Annotated in this window: 18 protein-coding genes, 3 tRNA genes and 1 pseudogene; 13 read left to right on the top strand and 9 right to left on the bottom strand. The window is 46.8% G+C overall.

Features of this window, described 5'->3' with window-relative positions; all coding sequences use genetic code 11:
* The first annotated feature begins 404 nt into the window (after window positions 1–404).
* Window positions 405–1,145 (top strand): carbonic anhydrase, encoded by a 741-nt coding sequence (locus ACL2XQ_RS07180; protein ID WP_410015783.1) that lies wholly within the window; start codon window positions 405–407, stop codon window positions 1,143–1,145.
* A 574-nt stretch (window positions 1,146–1,719) separates the two neighbouring features.
* Here the strand turns inward: ACL2XQ_RS07180 and ACL2XQ_RS07175 are convergent.
* Complete coding sequence (locus tag ACL2XQ_RS07175; RefSeq protein WP_413728675.1) at window positions 1,720–1,872, bottom strand: hypothetical protein; 153 nt, start codon at window positions 1,870–1,872, stop codon at window positions 1,720–1,722.
* Between the two features lie 1,542 nt (window positions 1,873–3,414).
* Entirely contained in the window at window positions 3,415–3,612 is a 198-nt protein-coding gene (locus ACL2XQ_RS07170; RefSeq protein WP_413740507.1) for a YgdI/YgdR family lipoprotein, read from the bottom strand.
* 197 nt (window positions 3,613–3,809) lie between these two features.
* Here ACL2XQ_RS07170 and ACL2XQ_RS07165 point away from each other — a divergent pair, with 197 nt between their 5' ends.
* From ACL2XQ_RS07165 to ACL2XQ_RS07140, 6 genes are all read left to right on the top strand, one after another.
* Window positions 3,810–4,133, top strand: a complete 324-nt coding sequence (locus ACL2XQ_RS07165) for an I78 family peptidase inhibitor (protein ID WP_410015785.1) — start codon at window positions 3,810–3,812, stop codon at window positions 4,131–4,133.
* A gap of 942 nt (window positions 4,134–5,075) precedes the next feature.
* A complete protein-coding gene (gene xyeA, locus ACL2XQ_RS07160; protein ID WP_410015787.1) occupies window positions 5,076–5,231 on the top strand; it encodes a XyeA family cyclophane-containing RiPP triceptide in 156 nt (51 codons plus the stop codon).
* 62 nt (window positions 5,232–5,293) lie between these two features.
* Window positions 5,294–6,457: a cyclophane-forming radical SAM/SPASM peptide maturase XyeB gene (gene xyeB / locus ACL2XQ_RS07155; protein WP_413740187.1), complete on the top strand. Its 1,164-nt coding sequence runs from the start codon at window positions 5,294–5,296 to the stop codon at window positions 6,455–6,457.
* 2 nt (window positions 6,458–6,459) lie between these two features.
* Window positions 6,460–7,323, top strand: a complete 864-nt coding sequence (locus tag ACL2XQ_RS07150; protein WP_413740186.1) for a hypothetical protein — start codon at window positions 6,460–6,462, stop codon at window positions 7,321–7,323.
* Window positions 7,324–7,327: 4 nt separating this feature from the next.
* Window positions 7,328–8,545: an HlyD family secretion protein gene (locus ACL2XQ_RS07145; protein ID WP_413740185.1), complete on the top strand. Its 1,218-nt coding sequence runs from the start codon at window positions 7,328–7,330 to the stop codon at window positions 8,543–8,545.
* A gap of 3 nt (window positions 8,546–8,548) precedes the next feature.
* The gene (locus ACL2XQ_RS07140) at window positions 8,549–10,624 is read left to right on the top strand and encodes a peptidase domain-containing ABC transporter (RefSeq protein WP_413740184.1); all 2,076 of its coding nucleotides are present in this window, start codon (window positions 8,549–8,551) and stop codon (window positions 10,622–10,624) included.
* Window positions 10,625–10,875: 251 nt separating this feature from the next.
* Here ACL2XQ_RS07140 and tnpC read toward each other — a convergent pair.
* From tnpC to ACL2XQ_RS07125, 3 genes and pseudogenes are all read right to left on the bottom strand, one after another.
* Window positions 10,876–12,428: pseudogene (gene tnpC, locus ACL2XQ_RS07135) on the bottom strand (IS66 family transposase).
* A gap of 30 nt (window positions 12,429–12,458) precedes the next feature.
* On the bottom strand, window positions 12,459–12,806 hold the full coding sequence (gene tnpB, locus ACL2XQ_RS07130; RefSeq protein ID WP_413740183.1) for an IS66 family insertion sequence element accessory protein TnpB: 348 nt from the start codon (window positions 12,804–12,806) through the stop codon (window positions 12,459–12,461).
* A 224-nt stretch (window positions 12,807–13,030) separates the two neighbouring features.
* The gene (locus ACL2XQ_RS07125; protein ID WP_413740182.1) at window positions 13,031–13,225 is read right to left on the bottom strand and encodes a transposase; all 195 of its coding nucleotides are present in this window, start codon (window positions 13,223–13,225) and stop codon (window positions 13,031–13,033) included.
* Here ACL2XQ_RS07125 and ACL2XQ_RS07120 point away from each other — a divergent pair.
* From ACL2XQ_RS07120 to ACL2XQ_RS07095, 6 genes are all read left to right on the top strand, one after another.
* Window positions 13,218–13,502, top strand: a complete 285-nt coding sequence (locus tag ACL2XQ_RS07120) for a type II toxin-antitoxin system RelE/ParE family toxin (RefSeq protein ID WP_410015792.1) — start codon at window positions 13,218–13,220, stop codon at window positions 13,500–13,502. The two genes, ACL2XQ_RS07125 and ACL2XQ_RS07120, sit on opposite strands and share 8 nt — an antisense overlap.
* Complete coding sequence (locus ACL2XQ_RS07115) at window positions 13,502–13,714, top strand: HigA family addiction module antitoxin (protein ID WP_413740181.1); 213 nt, start codon at window positions 13,502–13,504, stop codon at window positions 13,712–13,714. The genes ACL2XQ_RS07120 and ACL2XQ_RS07115 overlap by 1 nt, the downstream gene beginning before the upstream one ends.
* 618 nt (window positions 13,715–14,332) lie before the next feature.
* Window positions 14,333–14,536, top strand: coding sequence for a DUF4160 domain-containing protein (locus ACL2XQ_RS07110; protein WP_410015794.1), 204 nt, complete (start codon window positions 14,333–14,335; stop codon window positions 14,534–14,536).
* Window positions 14,526–14,939: a DUF2442 domain-containing protein gene (locus ACL2XQ_RS07105; RefSeq protein WP_410015795.1), complete on the top strand. Its 414-nt coding sequence runs from the start codon at window positions 14,526–14,528 to the stop codon at window positions 14,937–14,939. The genes ACL2XQ_RS07110 and ACL2XQ_RS07105 overlap by 11 nt, the downstream gene beginning before the upstream one ends.
* A 496-nt stretch (window positions 14,940–15,435) precedes the next feature.
* Window positions 15,436–15,714 (top strand): type II toxin-antitoxin system RelE/ParE family toxin, encoded by a 279-nt coding sequence (locus tag ACL2XQ_RS07100; protein WP_410015796.1) that lies wholly within the window; start codon window positions 15,436–15,438, stop codon window positions 15,712–15,714.
* Window positions 15,714–15,998, top strand: coding sequence for a HigA family addiction module antitoxin (locus ACL2XQ_RS07095; RefSeq protein ID WP_162364622.1), 285 nt, complete (start codon window positions 15,714–15,716; stop codon window positions 15,996–15,998). Before ACL2XQ_RS07100 ends, ACL2XQ_RS07095 begins: the two co-directional genes overlap by 1 nt.
* Before the next feature lie 238 nt (window positions 15,999–16,236).
* Here the strand turns inward: ACL2XQ_RS07095 and ACL2XQ_RS07090 are convergent.
* The 4 genes from ACL2XQ_RS07090 to pgsA form a co-directional block, all read right to left on the bottom strand.
* A tRNA-Leu gene (locus ACL2XQ_RS07090) sits at window positions 16,237–16,323 on the bottom strand.
* Between the two features lie 17 nt (window positions 16,324–16,340).
* Window positions 16,341–16,414, bottom strand: a tRNA-Cys gene (locus ACL2XQ_RS07085).
* A 34-nt stretch (window positions 16,415–16,448) separates the two neighbouring features.
* Window positions 16,449–16,523: transfer RNA gene (locus tag ACL2XQ_RS07080), tRNA-Gly, on the bottom strand.
* Window positions 16,524–16,681: 158 nt separating this feature from the next.
* Entirely contained in the window at window positions 16,682–17,230 is a 549-nt protein-coding gene (gene pgsA / locus ACL2XQ_RS07075) for a CDP-diacylglycerol--glycerol-3-phosphate 3-phosphatidyltransferase (protein ID WP_410015849.1), read from the bottom strand.
* Window positions 17,231–17,266: the final 36 nt, after the last annotated feature.

Below are 17,266 nucleotides of genomic sequence, written 5' to 3'. Positions count from 1 at the left end.
CGGCACGGCGGCTCGCCGATAGCATCCTTTACCAATGGCTAAAGGTGAACGTTATTATTACTTAGGGTATAAATATATTGATTTCATTCATTGAAATTCAGAATAAAAAAAATTAAACATTAGAAAATAAAATCCAACAATAATATAAATGTAGCATTTAAATAAATTACCTTATATAGACAATATTCGTGACATACATTCCAATTAATAAAAAAACAACACAATGCGTTGTTTAAAAATGAAATCTTCATGAAATAAATGCGGTTATGACGTTATGATAATAACTTATTCGGTAAGGTTCATTTGCGTCCGTATTCAAAACGCAGTGTCACCCTGCCCGGGTAAAACCACTTTCATTTCACTTCACTCAGCCGTTGGGATTATCCTGGCTACAGGAGTTTATAATGCAAACCGATATACCGCATTCAGCCGAACCAGCTCGGCGCACCGTATTAAAACGCGCCGCGGGTCTTTCCGTTTTAGGGATAGCGGGCGTTGTAGGCATGGGCTTGCCCTCACTATCCTATGCAGCCGCATTGAGTAAAGCAGAGCGCGATAAGATGACCCCGGATCAAATCATCGAGGGTCTCAAGCAAGGCAATATCCGCTTTCAAACGGGGAAAGCGCATCAACATGACTACCTGGCGCAAAAACGCGCCAGCGCGGCTGGACAGTATCCGTCGGCGGTGATTCTCAGCTGTATCGACTCCCGCGCGCCAGCGGAAATCATCCTGGATACGGGCATTGGAGAAGCGTTTAACAGCAGGATCGCGGGCAATATTTCCAATGCCGATATTCTCGGCAGCCTAGAGTTCGCCTGTGCTGCGGCCGGGGCCAAAGTTATTGTGGTCATGGGGCATACTGCCTGCGGCGCGGTGAAAGGCGCTATCGATAATGTTGAGTTGGGTAACCTGACGGGTCTGCTGGATAAAATCAAACCAGCCATTGATAAAACAGAATATACCAAGGAGAGGGTGAGCAGTAATGATGAATTTGTCGATGCGGTAGCGGCGACCAACGTAAAACTCACTATTGAGGAAATCAGGAAAAGCGATATTCTTCATAAACTTGAGTCCGAGGGCACTATAAAAATCATTGGTTCCATGTATCACCTGAACGGCGGAAAGGTAGAGTTTTTCGCCTAACCTGTCGCTACAGCCCAGCCAGCGCCGGGCTGTTAGCATTTTTCGTTATTCGCGCGGTAAAAGAATACGCTCATTCATCAGCGCGTAAGCGGCCCCTAATTACAATTACTCATCATTAATACGCTAATTGCAATAGCATATATATCGTTAATATTCTTCTCATGTTTCTATTGCCGGTCTGGTTGCCATCCCGGCGCTACTTTTATTCAATAATCATTAAAATATAGCCAATTTAATTATGTTTAATAAATATTTAATCATTTTATGCGATTGTCTTACCGCATTCCTTTGTTTTATTTTGGTTTCCTACTGATTCCTTTGGCGTACGGGCATTTATGCCCGTTTTTTTCTCCTGTCACCGGCTGTTGCTGGGTCATCCTGTCCGCCCCGAAACCCAAGCACAGGATTCAGCAGCTTCAAACGGGATAACTCTCCTCAAGAATTGTATGACAAATTAAGTATATGTGATGCACGTCACTATTTTTAGCAAAAGTTACTCATAAAATAGTGACAGATATCACAATTGAGCTAAGGAAAAATGATGGACATAACCCAAAAAACCGATGACGTATTATTACGCATCTGCTGGCTGTTTGTACTTGGCGGTATTATCTTTGGCGGCATCTTGTTTAAAATGTTTTGGTAGTTTGTTAATAAAAAGAATTTTTAGTGATCTATTATGCCGTCCCTTTTCAGCCTCTGGGATGTTAAGTTGATATATCGTCACGATTGCATCCTCTCAGGACAAATCGTGCGGCCGTAGCGTTGAAAGCAATACCCGCCTTGCCCGGCCTTTCCGCACCGGATAAGGTGACACTGACAAACGACCCGCAATCTGTTCGGTATAAGTGCTATGATTTGATCATTGCCACTTGCCAGGATTTACGATGAAATTACTCATCCTCCCCATTGCATTAAGCCTGCTACTGTTAACGGGCTGTAGTGGGGCTGCGGGCTCCTTGTTCAGAATCATTCCTGCGGATACCGACGTTTGTCCTCATGGCCACAACGTCTTTACCAATCAATGTAATCCTTAGCATTAACCATGATCAAGCCTGCCCGTCATTATTATGTAAGGCATGATCCTGTTTGCGCTGTATTCCGAGGGAAGCGGCAACGGCAGGGGAAGGCTCGCGCGGGTTAGCATCCGTTCGGGCGTGATGGATCCACCGAGCCATTGCCATGCATTGGCGATATGATCCGGTTTCTTACTATTTTTTTATGTATGTTTTCAATCTTCACAATACGGTGCCGATATAACAGAGAATTCATTCACTCAAGGTCATCAAGATGGCATATGCGGCGTTTGTGCTTATTGGGTCAGGAATCGGTCTAACAGTCATCATCTTTTTGATTTACAGAATAAAATCCATGACTGGTCACTTTGAATCCTATGAGTTTATCGACAAACGGACCAATCATGTCACTCTGCATATGAAGCCGTCGTCTATCCCGACCGATCCGAAGCACGCCATAAGGCTGATAAGATCATTTATCAGGACATTAGATTATTTGCATACCAACAATTACGCGCAGGTCAGTTTTTGTACGCATTTGCTTAACGAAAGGCGGGTTAAAAGCCTGAGCCGGATCTTAAGCAAGCATGGGTATTTTATCAGCCATACGTTTTGCCTTAAAACCTCAGTACGGCATCGCCGCATCACCTTCTGGACGACATTGTTATACAGCTGGAAAAGGATAAAGGTAGCCGACATGTCATGGGATATGACCATCAGGCTGAAATAGCGGCGGCAGATAACACCCATTTTCACCGTCGTCCGGCAATCGCATCGCCCGAAGCGCCATCCGCTGGCCCGAGTTAAAACAGCACTCTGTCCTGCTTTAGCCTCCAGGTCACCTCTCCCGACCCGCTGACGGCATGCCGACGGCGCACCCCTGGTTATAGCCTGCCATGACGCCGCCTTGATTCTGGTAAATAAGTCACAGCACGTAGCGCGTTAATCAGCCATGATAAAGCGACTGACGCGAAGGGAGGTAACGACTATGCAAGTCAAATTCGATTGGCATATGTTTTTGCTCGGCTTATTCACGCTATGTGTTCTTATCGCCCTGGCGGTAGGCTGAGATGACGGCGGCTGCCGTAGCCTGCACATCGAGCCGGCGGCGGGAGAATGTATCCACCGCCGTCAGAAGGACACGATGTCCGGCGGTGTGCGGGCAATACTGGAGACGACGGCCACTTATCCTCTGACAACATCCGCGCCCACGGGACGGCGTCCATGTCCGCTACTACCCCGGGGCTGGAGGGTCAATTAATCTTCAGCATCTGCTTAACATCATTTTTATTGCTCTGCTGTTCATTACCATGGGCATCGGTATAACGGATCATGCCCGTATCATTATCAATGTCGGGTTTACACTCGGTTACCATCATATGCCCGTCGTTAGTGCTGCGTGCGTAGCTACTTGAACAGCCCCCAGCATGGTTGCGAGCACCATGCTGAATAAAATAAATAAAGCCTTATACATAATACGCTTCTTTATTTGTTTAATTATTGAGTTAGCATAGAAAACCTGACGCAGTATTGATGCCCGCCCTGGTGCTAATCATGGCACTGATTAACCGAAAATAGCATCATCGTGCCGCACGCGGGCTTGCAAACTTGCGCCACGATGAAAAAAACCAATAAGGAGTGATTAAACATGAAACGGCGTACCGGACTTTGCATGCACACCACAATTTTTGCCGCGTTGCTTACCGCCTTTTCGCTTGCCGCCTGCAGCGGTGCAGAAAAATCAGCCGCCACGCAAAGCGCGGTCAAACCGCTTACCGCTGATGACACCTGCATGGCTAACAATTTCAGGAACCTGATCGGCAAACCCGAAAGCGTCCTGGACGGTATGCGTTTTTCAATGCCCATGCGCCTTATCAAGCCCGGCCAAGCCGTCACTATGGACTTTGATCCGAAACGGCTGAACTTTATGTCCAACAAGGAAGGCATCATCACCAGCGTCCATTGCTCTTGATATCAGTTCTCGCGGGCGCTGCATGCCGCCCCGCCACCGCGCAACGGTTGGACAGCGGACATTCCGCGGCTTCGCCGGAAATGGCGCTGAAACTTTCAAAGGTATTTGGCAGTTCGGCGAAATTCTGGCTCAATCGCTAAGTCAATTACAGCCTTTGGGTAGCACAAAAAGAAGTCGATACCTCACAGCTGCACCGATTGGTTGCAGCCTAACGGCTGCGCTATTCACCCAAAGCGTCCTGACGAGTATGTCTCGTGGGTAAACATGCATGAGTAGCCAGGTTAAACCGCGCTTCTTTATCAACGGTAAAGTTATTATTGCTGGTTGCAAATGATTGTGCCAAAGAGAGGTGGTTTAGGGTTTTATGTAGTCAGAAGAGATCAAGCCCAGCGCCGTCTGTTTTTAACCGAAGCCGTTAGTTAACCTTGGTGCCCATCTGTATTGATCTGCGCCCCGATTGTTGGACATCATCTACAACAACTTGACAGGCAATTAACAGATGGAACTGGGCTTACGCTTTCCGATATTTAAGATGCCTAACCGCTTGTCGGTTGCAACTTGTTCCGAGAAAGACACGGCTAGTGTTTGTAGTGATGGCTAGCGAGCGGGCAATGCGGAGCGGACCCTATTTGATTTTCTGGGATTCAGCTTCCTTGCTGAGACCGTTCAGAACCGGCAAGGGAATATATCTATAAGAAAAGTGATATTTTTAGATCAAAAATATTATTTCAAATTTATATCATAGGATTGCATATATTAGTTATTTTTTTATCACAGTGCAATTCGGGCCAGACCACATTCCGACTCAATATGTATAATTGAATATGAACAATCAATCAATAAACGCCAATGTTTCACAAAAAGACTTTATCTCCAACAGTCTTTGATAAATAGTAGTGTTGCGTATCAAACTTGATGCGAATAAAATAATGGAGTTAAATTATGTCTAAACTAATGAAAGAAATTACTTTTAACAAAGCCGCAGTAACTATTGTTGCAGATAACAAAAATGCTAAGAAAGCACTAACTCAAGCTATGTTAGATAGCATTTCTGGTGGTTGGGTTAATGCCTTCGCTCGCTGGGACAAGAAATTTTAATTGATGTAGATGCAGCGTGGAAAACCATCCTGCATCTATTTTCCATTAGGGGGGCGATATCAATGATTAAAATAAAACATCTTGAAATAATCCTAAAGGTAAGTGAAAGATGTAACATTAATTGTACCTATTGCTACGTTTTCAATTTGGGAAACGACATAGCAATAAACTCAAGACCTATTATTTCTGCTGACATCATTAAAGACTTAACGGGATTCCTTGAGCGAGCCTCTCATGAGTACGACATAGAAACAATTCAAATTGATTTTCACGGAGGCGAGCCACTGATGATCGGAAAGGAGAAGTTTGATAGTGCTTGCCGCGTTTTTCTATCAGGAAACTACAAAAAATCAAGGCTACATCTTGCTTGCCAAACAAATGCCATTCTTATTGACGAAGAGTGGATCGATATTTTCTCTAATAATAATATCAGCGTTGGTGTCTCTATCGATGGGCCTAAACACATCAATGATAAACACCGCCTGGACAGGAAGGGCCGCAGCACCTACGAAGGTACGGTGAAAGGCTTGGTGATGTTGCAGGATGCGTGGCAAGCCGGAAGACTGATAGATGAACCCGGTATTTTGTGTGTTGCTAATTCCTTGGTAAATGGAGCAGAAATTTACCGCCATTTTGTCGATGTGTTGCATTGTAAAAAAATAGATTTCCTTATTCCAGATGAAACGCATGATACCTGTAAGGATCCAGAGGGTTTGTCGGATTTTTATTGCTCAGCAATCGATGAATTTTTTTCTGATGCAGACAGTAATGTATATGTACGTTTTTTCTATACCCATATACAATCCATGTTAAATTCAGATTTAAGCCCAGTATTAGGATTGAGAAACCCAGAAAGTGATACCCTTGCCTTCACTGTCGGATCAGAGGGTGAACTTTATGTTGACGATACACTCAGAGCTACCAACGATCCTATTTTTACATCAATTGGTAATATTCGTGATCTGTCTTTATCGGAAGCTATTTCCTCATGGCAGATGCAGAAATATATGGCCGTCAATGATAAATTACCCCTCGTTTGTACTGACTGTATCTGGCAAAAAATATGTGGAGGGGGTCGCCATATTCAACGTTATTCAAAAGCTGACGATTTTAACCGTGAAACCGTTTTTTGCCCTTCTATCAGGAAAATAATGAGTCGGGCAGCATCGCATTTACTCGATTGCGGAGTATCCGAAAATACAATTATGAAAAACCTGGATAGTTAATTATGATGAAGATTTATCCCTTATTGATGGTGTTTTTTTCTAACATTTGTGTGGCTGATATTCATAATGATGTCATGCGGTTACGGTACGATAAACGTGGCCTGCCAATGGTTGACGTCCAGATAGCCGATAGGTATCACACTTTAACTCTGGATACTGGAAGCGGCGAAGGTATACATATAAATCAATATGATTTGGAAAAATTAATTGCTAATCCAAGCTTAGAAGTCATTCATCAAGCTCCACTCCGAATCAAAGATATAACGGGTTCAGAAAATCAGGTTAACGCTTGGAAAATAAAAAAATTGCGCATTTCCAATATTATTTTCAATAATGTATTGGCCGTCAGTTTCAAACCATGGGGATTTTCCATGGGAGACAAGAGTCCTGTTAATGAAGTGATGGGGCTCGGTATTTTTCAAGAATGTTCATTTCTTATGGACTTTAAAAACCATCGATTACAAATGTTGGAAAAATTACCTTCTGATCTTAGTAAATGGTCATCCTATCCGATCGAGAGAACGGAGTCGGGGTTACGCATTAGAGCATACGTGGGCGAAAAACCTTTATATTTGATTGTTGATACTGGCGCCAGCCACTCATTCCTGTTTTCCGATAATATACCTAGTGAAACCCGTTTCTTTGGTTGTAATGCTATTGAGCCCAAAGCAGCCAATGCAGACTGTAGAGTTGCAAAAATAACCCTTCGTGATAAAAAGGGAAAAGAACGTGATGATTTAGCAATTGTAACCACGAGTGTAACGTCTAAAGAACTTGATTTTGATGGATTACTAGGCATGGGATTCATGCGTGGTCATCAGGTGATTGTTGATATGTCAGGGCGTATGCTCTACATCAGTCGTTAGTATTATGAATAATGATAATTCCATTTTCCGCCCTGAAGCTTTGCACTACAAAAATAACGCGTGGCTAGGTGATTTTAGTATTTCTACGCCGTCAGTGCTAAAGACCTCCCTATGGTTTGCCCTTGGTGTATTATTGATATGTATACTTCTATTATTTACTACCTATACACAAAGAGTACCAGTAAGTGGTAGAGTAATTTATACTCCTTCTGCTACTGAGGTTATTTTTAATCAAGATGGTGTTATAAGCCGTATCGAGGTACTGCGGGGAGATATGGTAAAAAAAGGAGATATAATCGCTACGCTTTCGCGGGATGTTGCCTACGTTGGAGGCGGGATTAATCAATCATTACTGGATGCTGCGCAACGCCAAATTGTTGAACTTCAAAAAAGAGAGGTTGACCGGCATAGAGAGATAAAAGGAGAGCGTCAACGCTTATGTGAAAAAATCAGTATTAAAGAAAAGGAGATAACAGCTATTAAAGCAGCGATTGACTTTGAGTCAGGGCGTAGTATCCGATTAAATGAGCGTATGTCAAGTTATCTGCAGCTTCTCCAAAAAGGTATCACTACCGTACAAGAAAAAAATGAGCGTGAAAACGAATACCATAATTCAATTGCTCAACTACACAGGTATCGCATTAACATAACTCGTGTGCAAGGGGAGCGTATTCAATTACTCGACGAATTGGCCCATTCGGTAGCACGGGAGAAACAAGCCATTACCGATATGCGTCAACAGCTGGTGACACTACAGCAACAAGTTATCAATGCTTCGGTTGGTATTGAGTCCTACATTGTGGCACCTATCGATGGCATCGTCGCCTCATTAAATATATTGGAAGGTCAGAGAATTAATACTGGCACAATTGCAGCCGTTCTAGTTCCGGAAAATGCTAAACCGTACGTTGAAATGTGGCTTCCTCCTTCTGCGTTACCAGAAGTAAAAACCGGCCAGCAGGTAATGATGCGAGTTGAATCATTACCGTGGGAAAGGTTTGGTAAAGTGCCCGGCAGCGTTGCAGATATCAGCGCTAGCCCAGAAGCGCTGACAGGAAGCAACCGGCGTTTTCGCTTACTCATTGTGCCCGATACCAAGATACAAGTACTACCCGCTGGTGTAGAAGTTCATGCTGACATATTAACTACGCGTCGACGCATTTGGGCATGGATATTTTTACCTATAAATAAAATTATCAAACGTATTATGACTGAGAATTAACAAATGTTATTTTCCTGGCAGAAAACACCTCTTATTTTACAATCAGAAACGAATGAATGTGGATTAGCATGTTTGGCTATGATAGCTGGCTATTTCGGCAAACGCCTTGACCTTGCATCTGCACGCTTTTTACATGACGTAGCCAGTCACGGCATGACATTAAGTGAACTCATAAGGGCATTTGAACAAGTAGGAATGACGGCCCGTGCTTCGCGAATAGAACTTGGCGAACTGCGTTCGCTAAGCCGCCCAGTTATTATTCACTGGTCATTTAATCATTTTGTAGTAATAGCTAAAATGACACATCGAGGTGTCATTATTCATGATCCCAGTATGGGTCGACGAAAAATTTCTTTGCGCGAATTATCAGATAAATTCACAGGTATCATGATTGAAGCATGGCCCGCTGAGGCATTTGACAAAAAACCACTTGAAATGAATGTCAAAGTGTCAGATCTTTTCTCCGGAATAAGAGGTTTAATACGCATCGTTTCCGGAGTTCTGGCGCTCTCTGTTTTAGTTGAACTGCTTTCTATTGCAGTGCCAGCTGCAACAAAATTCACCATCGACACGCTAATTCGTTCATCTGATCTTGAAGGAATAATTTTTGTAGGGTTAATAGTCATCTCTGCGCTACTGATAAAGTCCGTATTTTCGGTAATTCGAGCTTTGGTACTAATGAATCTTCGTTGTACGCTTGGTGTAAAGTGGGCTGAGATGTTTTTCAATCGACTCATCCGATTGACCCTACCTTTTTTCGAAAAGCGCCATATAGGCGACATCACATCACGCTTCCAGTCTCTGACTGCTATACAAGAAGCATTTACCGCTGAAATGGTAGCCTCAATACTCGACGCAATTGTTATTGTCATTTCAATAATCATAATTCTGATTTATTCCCCTCTCTTGGCTATTGGCCCACTCACAGCCGCAACCGCATATGTAGTGCTTAAGGCGGGCTTATTTTCTTTATACCGGACTCGAAAAATTGAACATATCTCTTTCGAAGCGGTTCAATCATCACATTTTCTTGAGACCGTTAGGGCTATTAAAACCATTAAAATGCTTAACTTAACCCCTATTCGTCGACGAGAGTGGTTAAATCACGTTATTAATAGTACAAAGGCAGGAAATCAACTTTTTAAACTTGATCTTTTGACTAACACTATAGCTGTGCTTCTAATCGGTTTTGCCGGTATCTGTGTGCTTATCGTAGGTGCTATAGGATATGATAATGGGATGACTACTGGTACCTTATTAGCTGTGATGCTTTACTCAGATATGATGATAACTCGTACAGTAAAACTAGTAAATGCAGTTTCTGCCTTTTGTCTGGTATCTATGCACAGTCAACGCCTGACGGATATTGCCATATCTCCTGTAGAACCAAATGATGAAGATAAACCACAGTTGCAAGTAAATGGGTATATCACAGTCCGCAATCTGTCGTATCGTCATTCCCCATCCGAACCTTATCTATTTGAAGGGATAAATATAGACGTTCAACCTGGAGAAAGTATAGCCATTATTGGGCCATCGGGTTGTGGAAAGTCAACATTTCTTCATGTATTGGCTGGTTTATATGAACCCACCGATGGTAGCATTTTTATTAATGGGATGAATATGTTCAATCTCGGGAAAAAAGCTATTAGGGAGCATATCGCTTTTGTCATGCAAGATGATAAGTTGCTCGCCGGAACTTTACAAAATAATATCACTAGTTTCTCAGATTCCCCAGATGTAAAGCGAATGGCGGAATGTGCAAGCCATGCGGCGATTGACGAAGAGATCTGCGCAATGCCAATGGGATATGATTCAATGATTGGTGATATCAGCGGGACTCTATCAGGCGGGCAACTTCAGCGAGTTTCCATTGCCAGAGCCCTATATCGACAACCGGATATCTTGCTGCTTGATGAAGCAACTAGTGACCTCGACATTGAAAATGAAAAAAAAATAATTAGCTCGATTGGCCACCTATCAATAACACGGATTTTTGTTGCTCACCGGCCAGAGATGATTAAGTCTGCAGACAGGGTATTTAATCTTCAATTAAATGCATGGACGGAGATAACGTAAGCGACCCGGCATCTCGCCTTGTTGATGATTTTTGTTAACGCATTCTTATTTCACCCTTTTCAATTGTTGTGAAATCTATCATGGCAAAAAGGCATTCCCGCACCGAGCAACTGCGGCATATTTAAGCCTGGCAATGCAGCGGATTATCCAAACCACAGTATTGCCGGCAATATCACATTGCGGTCAAGAGCCTTTATATCTATGTGTTACCTCCGTTTTGCAATATGCGGCCCCCAGCGCCGTATTGACAGTTACTCAGCAGGGATTTCGAGGTTCCATGGCAGGAGATCTTTGATCTTGTTGATAGGATGCTCCACAATAACCGCCAGCACATGACCCAGATGCGCTTTTGATTCAACGCCGTTTAGCTTGCAACTGCCGATGCCGCCCGTTCACCGTCGCTGTCCGAACCGAAGAACAGATAGTTCTTGCGGCCCAGGCTCACCACCCGCAGCGCATTTTCCGCGATATTGTTATCGATCTCCACCCAGCCATCGCCGGCGTAGTAACACAACGCCGGCCAGTGGTTCATCAGATAGTTGAACGCCTTTGCCGTATCGGCCTGTCGCGGCAATGTGGTGAGTTTTTCCCTGATGCAGCTCTCCAGGCCCATCAGTAACGGCTGGGATCGCGCTTCGCGCACCTGTTGTCGTTCTTCGGCCGGGCGCCCCCGGATGTCGGCTTCGATAGCATACAGTTCACCGATCCTCTGCAGGGCTTCGGTGGTGGTTGGCGACGGATGGCGAACATGGATATCATGGATTTTACGCCGGGCGTGGGCCATGCAGCCGACCTCGCGGATAGGGCCTTCTTCGTATGGCGGATTGAAGCCCGCGTACGCATCCGCCTGCAACAGTCCGCTGAACCCGGCCAGATGCGTTGGCGGATGAATCCCCTTGCGGTCCGGGCTGTAGGTGAACCACACCGCGGGTGGAAGTCGCGAACCGGCATTGCGGTCGTCACGCACATAGACCCACAGCCGGCCGGTTTTCGGTTTACCTTTGCCGGGTTGCAGCACGTCCACCGGCGTGTCGTCGACGTGCACCTTGCCGGTGTCCATAACATAGTCGCATACCGCGTCGGCCAGCGGCGCCAGCAGATTACTGCACAACCCCACCCAGCCGGCCATGGTGGCCCGGCTCAGTGTGACGCCCTGACGGGCAAAGATTTCCGATTGTCGATATAGCGGCGAGTGCTCGGCGTATTTCGCCGTCATCACGCGCGCCAGCAGGCCCGGGCCGGCGATGCCACGTTCGATGGGGTGCGACGGCGCCGGCGCCTGGACGATGACATCGCAGCGGGCGCAGGCTTTCTTTTTACGCCGGGTTTTTATCACCTTGAACGCGCTTTTAATCAGCTCAAGCTGTTCGCTGACATCCTCGCCCAGCGGCTTAAGGTCGCCGCCGCAGGCGGGACAGGCCGGTTCGTGCGGCTCCAGGCAGCGCTCTTCACGCGGCAGGTGTGACGGTAAAGGCCGACGTACCGGTGAGGGGCGTAAGGCCGGCGGCACCGCCGGGTCCTCGACACGCGCAGACTGGGACGTCTCTTCCGTCAGTAGCGCTTCCAGGCGATGCTCCAGCCGGACGCTCTGCCGCCCGGCCTTTTCCGAGCTGCGGCCGAAGTACAGGCGCCGCAGTTTCGCCAGTTGCGCCAGCAGGCGGTCGATTTCTGCTTTGCGTGCGTTAAGGTCATTGTGCAGGGATGCGATGGTCGCCTGTTGTTGCGCGACCAGCGTTTGTTGTTGCAGTACCAGCGCTTGCAGCGCGGGCACATCAGTAGGCAAGGCATGATTTTTTCGTTTCATGCCAGGATGTTAAGGGAAGCTATCGGGTTATTACAATATCGCCAGGTTAAACGAAGTGCGTTCCGGTTGTTTCCAATTTATTTCTTTAAACAGCATCGATAACCGGGCTGGCGTCAGGAAGACTTTTCCCTCCCGGGATTGCGGCCAGACCAAGCGGCCGCGCCCAAGGCGTTTTGCCGGCAGGCACAGGCCGTCCCCGGTCGACCAAAACACCTTTGTCAGGTTGCCGCGTTTTTCCCAGAAGACGAAGACATGGCCGGACAGCGGGTCTTGCTGGAGGGCGGATACGACTTGGCCGGCCAGGCCCTGGAAGCCCTTTCGCATGTCAGTCTGGCCGGCGACCAGCCAGATACAGGTGCCCGCCGGTAAGCCGAGCATAATTGCGGGCCTTGCATGAGCTCATGAACCAGGACGGTCAGCAACGCGGCCGAAGGTGCCGTCACCATCATCCGTCCCCGGGGAAATGTGATTTCACAGGAACAGGGGTGCTCCAGCGGAGATTTCTGCGGGGCCGCAGGCGTCGCGGGGTTTTCGGTGATATGGACAGGTAAAAGCGTGGGGGCGGACGGGGTGTGGCCGGCTTTGGGCTGATGGCGGGTAACCTATCCTTCACACTCGAACCGGCGTATCCACCTGAACCGGACATTGCCATTCACATTGTGACGCCGAGCGACCTCGGCAACGGATGTACCTGGTTGTAGAGCAAGCTGAACCAGCTTTAACTTTAGTTCTGGAGAGTAGAACTGGCGGGGCGCTGAACGCCATTCCGTCTTGGGGAAGCAACATAGAATGTCCAAAATCTGGGGCGCAGATCACAAAGGATTGCGCCTGTTTTTGGAGAAAGGGTCGACTGCGGGCATCGACGCGCAGCAGTCTGGTAAACTCCGCCTACGTCTAGCAGTTATCGATGCGGCGGAAGATATCAAAGATATTGACCGGCCGGGATATTGCCTTCACGCGCTTACCGGGGATAGAAAAGGCCAATGGTCTATAACCGTCACGGGAAACTGGCGCATTACGTTTGAATTTATGGATGGCAATGCCTATGTCATTAATTATGAGGATTATCACTGATGAGTATGTTTAATCAGCCGCAGCCCGGAGGAATTATCGCAGAGACTCTGGACGATCTTAATATCGGCATTCGTGAATTCTCCCGCGCACTGCATGTCGCCCCTTCCACCGCACAACAGCTGGTCAGCGGTCATTCTGCGGTTTCTCCGGAAATGGCGCTGAAACTTTCAAAGGTATTTGGCAGTTCGGCGAAATTCTGGCTCAATCGCTAAGTCAATTACAGCCTTTGGGTAGCCCAGAAAGAAGTTGATATCTCACAGCTACACCGGTTGGTTGCAGCCTGATGACTGCGGTACTCTCCCATAGCTTCCCTGCACTTGTGTGTCTCGCGAGTAAAGATGCATGAGTAGCCCGGTTAAACCGCGCTTATTTATCAACTCGACAGCTATTTTTGCAGGTCGCAGATCATTGGGACAAAGTGAGTAGCCTTAGTATTTTTATTTTGAAATGATATTATGAAAGCCAAACCCCAGGCATAAAAAACCGCCTATCGGCGGTATCAACCTGCTTTTCTACTTTGTTTTTATTACGAATTCCGGGTAGTACCCGGGACGGGACTTGAACCCGTACAGCCATAAAGCCGATGGATTTTAAAAACCTTCATAGCTTTATATAAATCAAGGCGTTGAATAAATACAGCACCTTATAAACCATCATATGGGTTTATCTGGGTGATTGCGGCGGCGGTAGTCATTATTCAGCGCTAAACTGCCATTCTCACTAGCGCATCCCGCATATTGCATTCTTACAAAATGCCATCTAAAATAACCCAAACGTTTAGGTTTAGGTTGCCCATGCCAACAATTTTCAGGTTTAAAGGATGGCGGGTGATGATTTACACCATGGATCATTTACCTCCGCATGTACATGTTATAGGAACCAATGGCCAGGTTGTTTTTGTTTTGCTAAAAGACAACATTGAGCTGAGAGAAATGATTGGCGTAAAACCTAAGGAACTCGCGGAGATCGAGAAGGAGCTTCTTAAACAACTGCCACAACTACAGTCAGCATGGGAGCAAATCCATGGCAACTAAAACACAAATCGATGCAGCCGTGCAGCGCGGCCAGGAAACGATGAATAGCCCGTTACGTGCCATTGCGGCCCGCTATGATGCCAAATCGCAACGCGTCATCGTAACATTAGTATCTGGTATCGAATTGGCCATACCGCCGGCGATTGTTCAGGGATTAAGCACTGCTAGCGCTGCGGAACTGACAGACATAGAGATTACGCCTCTGGGGAACGGACTTTACTTCCCGGCTATTGACGCCGATGTGTTTATCCCGGCGATAATGGATGGCTATACAGGAACCAGCAAATGGATGGCACGCGAACTTGGCCGCAAAGGAGGTTCCGCGACCTCCGAGAAGAAACGCGCTGCCTCAAAGGCGAATGGCAAGCTTGGCGGTCGGCCTAAAAAAGTAAACGTGGCTTGAATACCAGCGGATCATGGCGTCACCGCATGGCCTCCGTGGCGTTCAATCTTTGCAAAATCAGTGTATTCATCTAATATTTCAGGCGATATCATCGTCACAATAAATCAGTATTGTCAGGATGTAGTCATATTCTGGTTTTGGCGGCAAATCCCAGGCATAAAAAAACCGCCTATCGGCGGTATCAATTTGTTCATACTACTTTGTTTTTATTACGAATTCAGGTGTGGTACCCGGGACGGGATTTGAACCCGTACAGCCATAAAGCCGAGGGATTTAAAAACCCTCAGTATGATATTGAAATCATAGAGTTACGTATAATCAGCCGGTTGCAAATCATGATGGCGGGTTAATTTGGGCTGATGCGGATTGTGTAGTTACTATTTGAATGAAGATACTCATTCCCGCCACTCCCCCGCTAGCATACAATCAAAGAAGTGTTGCGTGCTGAGGAACAGTGTTATATTGTTCCTTAGTACGCAACACCCAGAGCCACTTCATGATTAAAAGCTTTAAGCACAAAGGATTGCGCCTGTTTTTTGAGAAAGGGTCAACCGCAGGTATCAACGCGCAGCAGTCTGGTAAACTCCGCCTACGTCTAGCGGTTATCGATGCGGCGGAAGATATCAAAGATATTGATCGGCCGGGATATTGCCTTCACGCGCTAACTGGGGACAGGAAAGGCCAATGGTCTATAACCGTTACGGGCAACTGGCGCATTACATTTGAATTTATGGATGGCAACGCCTATGTCATTAATTATGAGGATTATCACTGATGACTATGTTTAATCCGCCGCACCCAGGTGAAATCATTGCAGAAACCCTGGACGATCTTAATATCGGCATTCGTGAGTTATCCCGCGCACTGCATGTCGCCCCTTCCACCGCACAACGGCTGGTGAGCGGTCATTCTGCGGTTTCTCCAGAAATGGCCCTGAAACTTTCAGCGGTACTTGGCAGTTCGGCGAAATTCTGGCTCAATCTCCAAGACAATTACAGCCTTTGGGTAGCCCAGAAAGAAGTTGATACCTCACAGCTACACCGGTTGGTTGCAGCCTGATGACTGCGCTACTCGCCCATAGCTTGGGGTAAAGATGCTTGAGTAGCCCGGTTAAACCGCGCTTATTTATCAACTCGACAGCTATTATTGCAGGTCGCAGATCATTGGGAAATGAGAGGAGCTTTAGTATTTTTATTTTGAAATGCTATTACGACAGTCAAACCACAGCCATAAAAAAACCGCCTATCGGCGGTATCAACTTGTTCATACTACTTTGTTTTTATTACGAATTCTGGTGTGGTACCCGGGACGGGACTTGAACCCGTACAGCCATAAAGCCGAGGGATTTTAAATCCCTTGTGTCTACCGATTCCACCACCCGGGCGTCGGGGAATAACATATTGGAGGCGCGTCCCGGAGTCGAACCGAGGTGGGCGGATTTGCAATCCGCTGCATGGCCACTCTGCCAACGCGCCTTTGCTGCCTCTTAAAAAGGCTTCGTTGTACATCTGGAGCGGGAAACGAGGCTCGAACTCGCGACCCCAACCTTGGCAAGGTTGTGCTCTACCACTGAGCTATTCCCGCATCGATGAAAGCTACTTGTTTTAACTTACTAATTTTTACTGTTATCGTCTGGCAATCGGTCGTTGCTTTCGATGCGTTGCATTCTACTGACCTGACGTAGCGAGTCAATAGAATTATCGCGCCCAGGCGCCTGTTTGTTGATTTTTACGGCGCTTCGATCAGTGTTCGAACAAATCATGACGGGCGGCGTTCAAATACTGAAACATCGACCAGAATGTCAGTACCGCGGCAACATAAAGCGCGGCGATGCCGATACCGGTGACGATCTGCTCGGGGCGCCAGAGCAATGCAACCAGCGCCAGCATCTGGGCGGTGGTTTTCACCTTGCCGATCCAGGAAACGGCGACGCTGCTGCGTTTGCCAATCTCAGCCATCCACTCGCGCAGCGCCGAAATAATGATCTCACGAGCGATCATCGTCGCCGCGGGCAGCGTTATCCACCAGGAATGAAAATGTTCCGCCACCAAGACCAAGGCGATGGCCACCATGACTTTATCCGCCACCGGATCCAGGAACGCGCCGAAACGCGTCGTTTGCTTCCAGCGACGTGCCAGGAAGCCATCAAACCAGTCAGTGACCGCCGCCAGGATAAAGATCAACGCGCAGGCCAGGGGCGCCCAGTAGAAAGGCAGGTAAAAAGCCAGGACGAAAAAAGGTATCATTACGACACGCAACAATGTAAGCCAAGTCGGTATATTCAATTGCATAATGCCACGTTAACTATCTGGCTGGACGGAGATAAC

The organism is Sodalis sp. RH14, assembly GCF_047324285.1.
GTDB lineage: Bacteria > Pseudomonadota > Gammaproteobacteria > Enterobacterales > Enterobacteriaceae > Acerihabitans.
Note: the sequence above shows the minus strand (reverse complement) of the source record. Positions and strands in the feature narration are given on the sequence as shown.

What these genes read in the sequence shown, in the direction of transcription:
- ACL2XQ_RS07105 (WP_410015795.1), top strand. Translation starts at nt 14,526, where the DNA reads ATGGCAACTAAAACACAAATCGATGCAGCCGTGCAGCGCGGCCAGGAA.
- ACL2XQ_RS07115 (WP_413740181.1), top strand. Translation starts at nt 13,502, where the DNA reads ATGAGTATGTTTAATCAGCCGCAGCCCGGAGGAATTATCGCAGAGACT.
- ACL2XQ_RS07150 (WP_413740186.1), top strand. Translation starts at nt 6,460, where the DNA reads ATGATGAAGATTTATCCCTTATTGATGGTGTTTTTTTCTAACATTTGT.
- xyeB (WP_413740187.1), top strand. Translation starts at nt 5,294, where the DNA reads ATGATTAAAATAAAACATCTTGAAATAATCCTAAAGGTAAGTGAAAGA.
- xyeA (WP_410015787.1), top strand. Translation starts at nt 5,076, where the DNA reads ATGTCTAAACTAATGAAAGAAATTACTTTTAACAAAGCCGCAGTAACT.
- ACL2XQ_RS07100 (WP_410015796.1), top strand. Translation starts at nt 15,436, where the DNA reads ATGATTAAAAGCTTTAAGCACAAAGGATTGCGCCTGTTTTTTGAGAAA.
- ACL2XQ_RS07120 (WP_410015792.1), top strand. Translation starts at nt 13,218, where the DNA reads ATGTCCAAAATCTGGGGCGCAGATCACAAAGGATTGCGCCTGTTTTTG.
- ACL2XQ_RS07095 (WP_162364622.1), top strand. Translation starts at nt 15,714, where the DNA reads ATGACTATGTTTAATCCGCCGCACCCAGGTGAAATCATTGCAGAAACC.
- ACL2XQ_RS07165 (WP_410015785.1), top strand. Translation starts at nt 3,810, where the DNA reads ATGAAACGGCGTACCGGACTTTGCATGCACACCACAATTTTTGCCGCG.
- ACL2XQ_RS07110 (WP_410015794.1), top strand. Translation starts at nt 14,333, where the DNA reads ATGATTTACACCATGGATCATTTACCTCCGCATGTACATGTTATAGGA.
- pgsA (WP_410015849.1), bottom strand. Translation starts at nt 17,230, where the DNA reads ATGCAATTGAATATACCGACTTGGCTTACATTGTTGCGTGTCGTAATG.
- tnpB (WP_413740183.1), bottom strand. Translation starts at nt 12,806, where the DNA reads ATGCTCGGCTTACCGGCGGGCACCTGTATCTGGCTGGTCGCCGGCCAG.
- ACL2XQ_RS07145 (WP_413740185.1), top strand. Translation starts at nt 7,328, where the DNA reads ATGAATAATGATAATTCCATTTTCCGCCCTGAAGCTTTGCACTACAAA.
- ACL2XQ_RS07180 (WP_410015783.1), top strand. Translation starts at nt 405, where the DNA reads ATGCAAACCGATATACCGCATTCAGCCGAACCAGCTCGGCGCACCGTA.
- ACL2XQ_RS07140 (WP_413740184.1), top strand. Translation starts at nt 8,549, where the DNA reads ATGTTATTTTCCTGGCAGAAAACACCTCTTATTTTACAATCAGAAACG.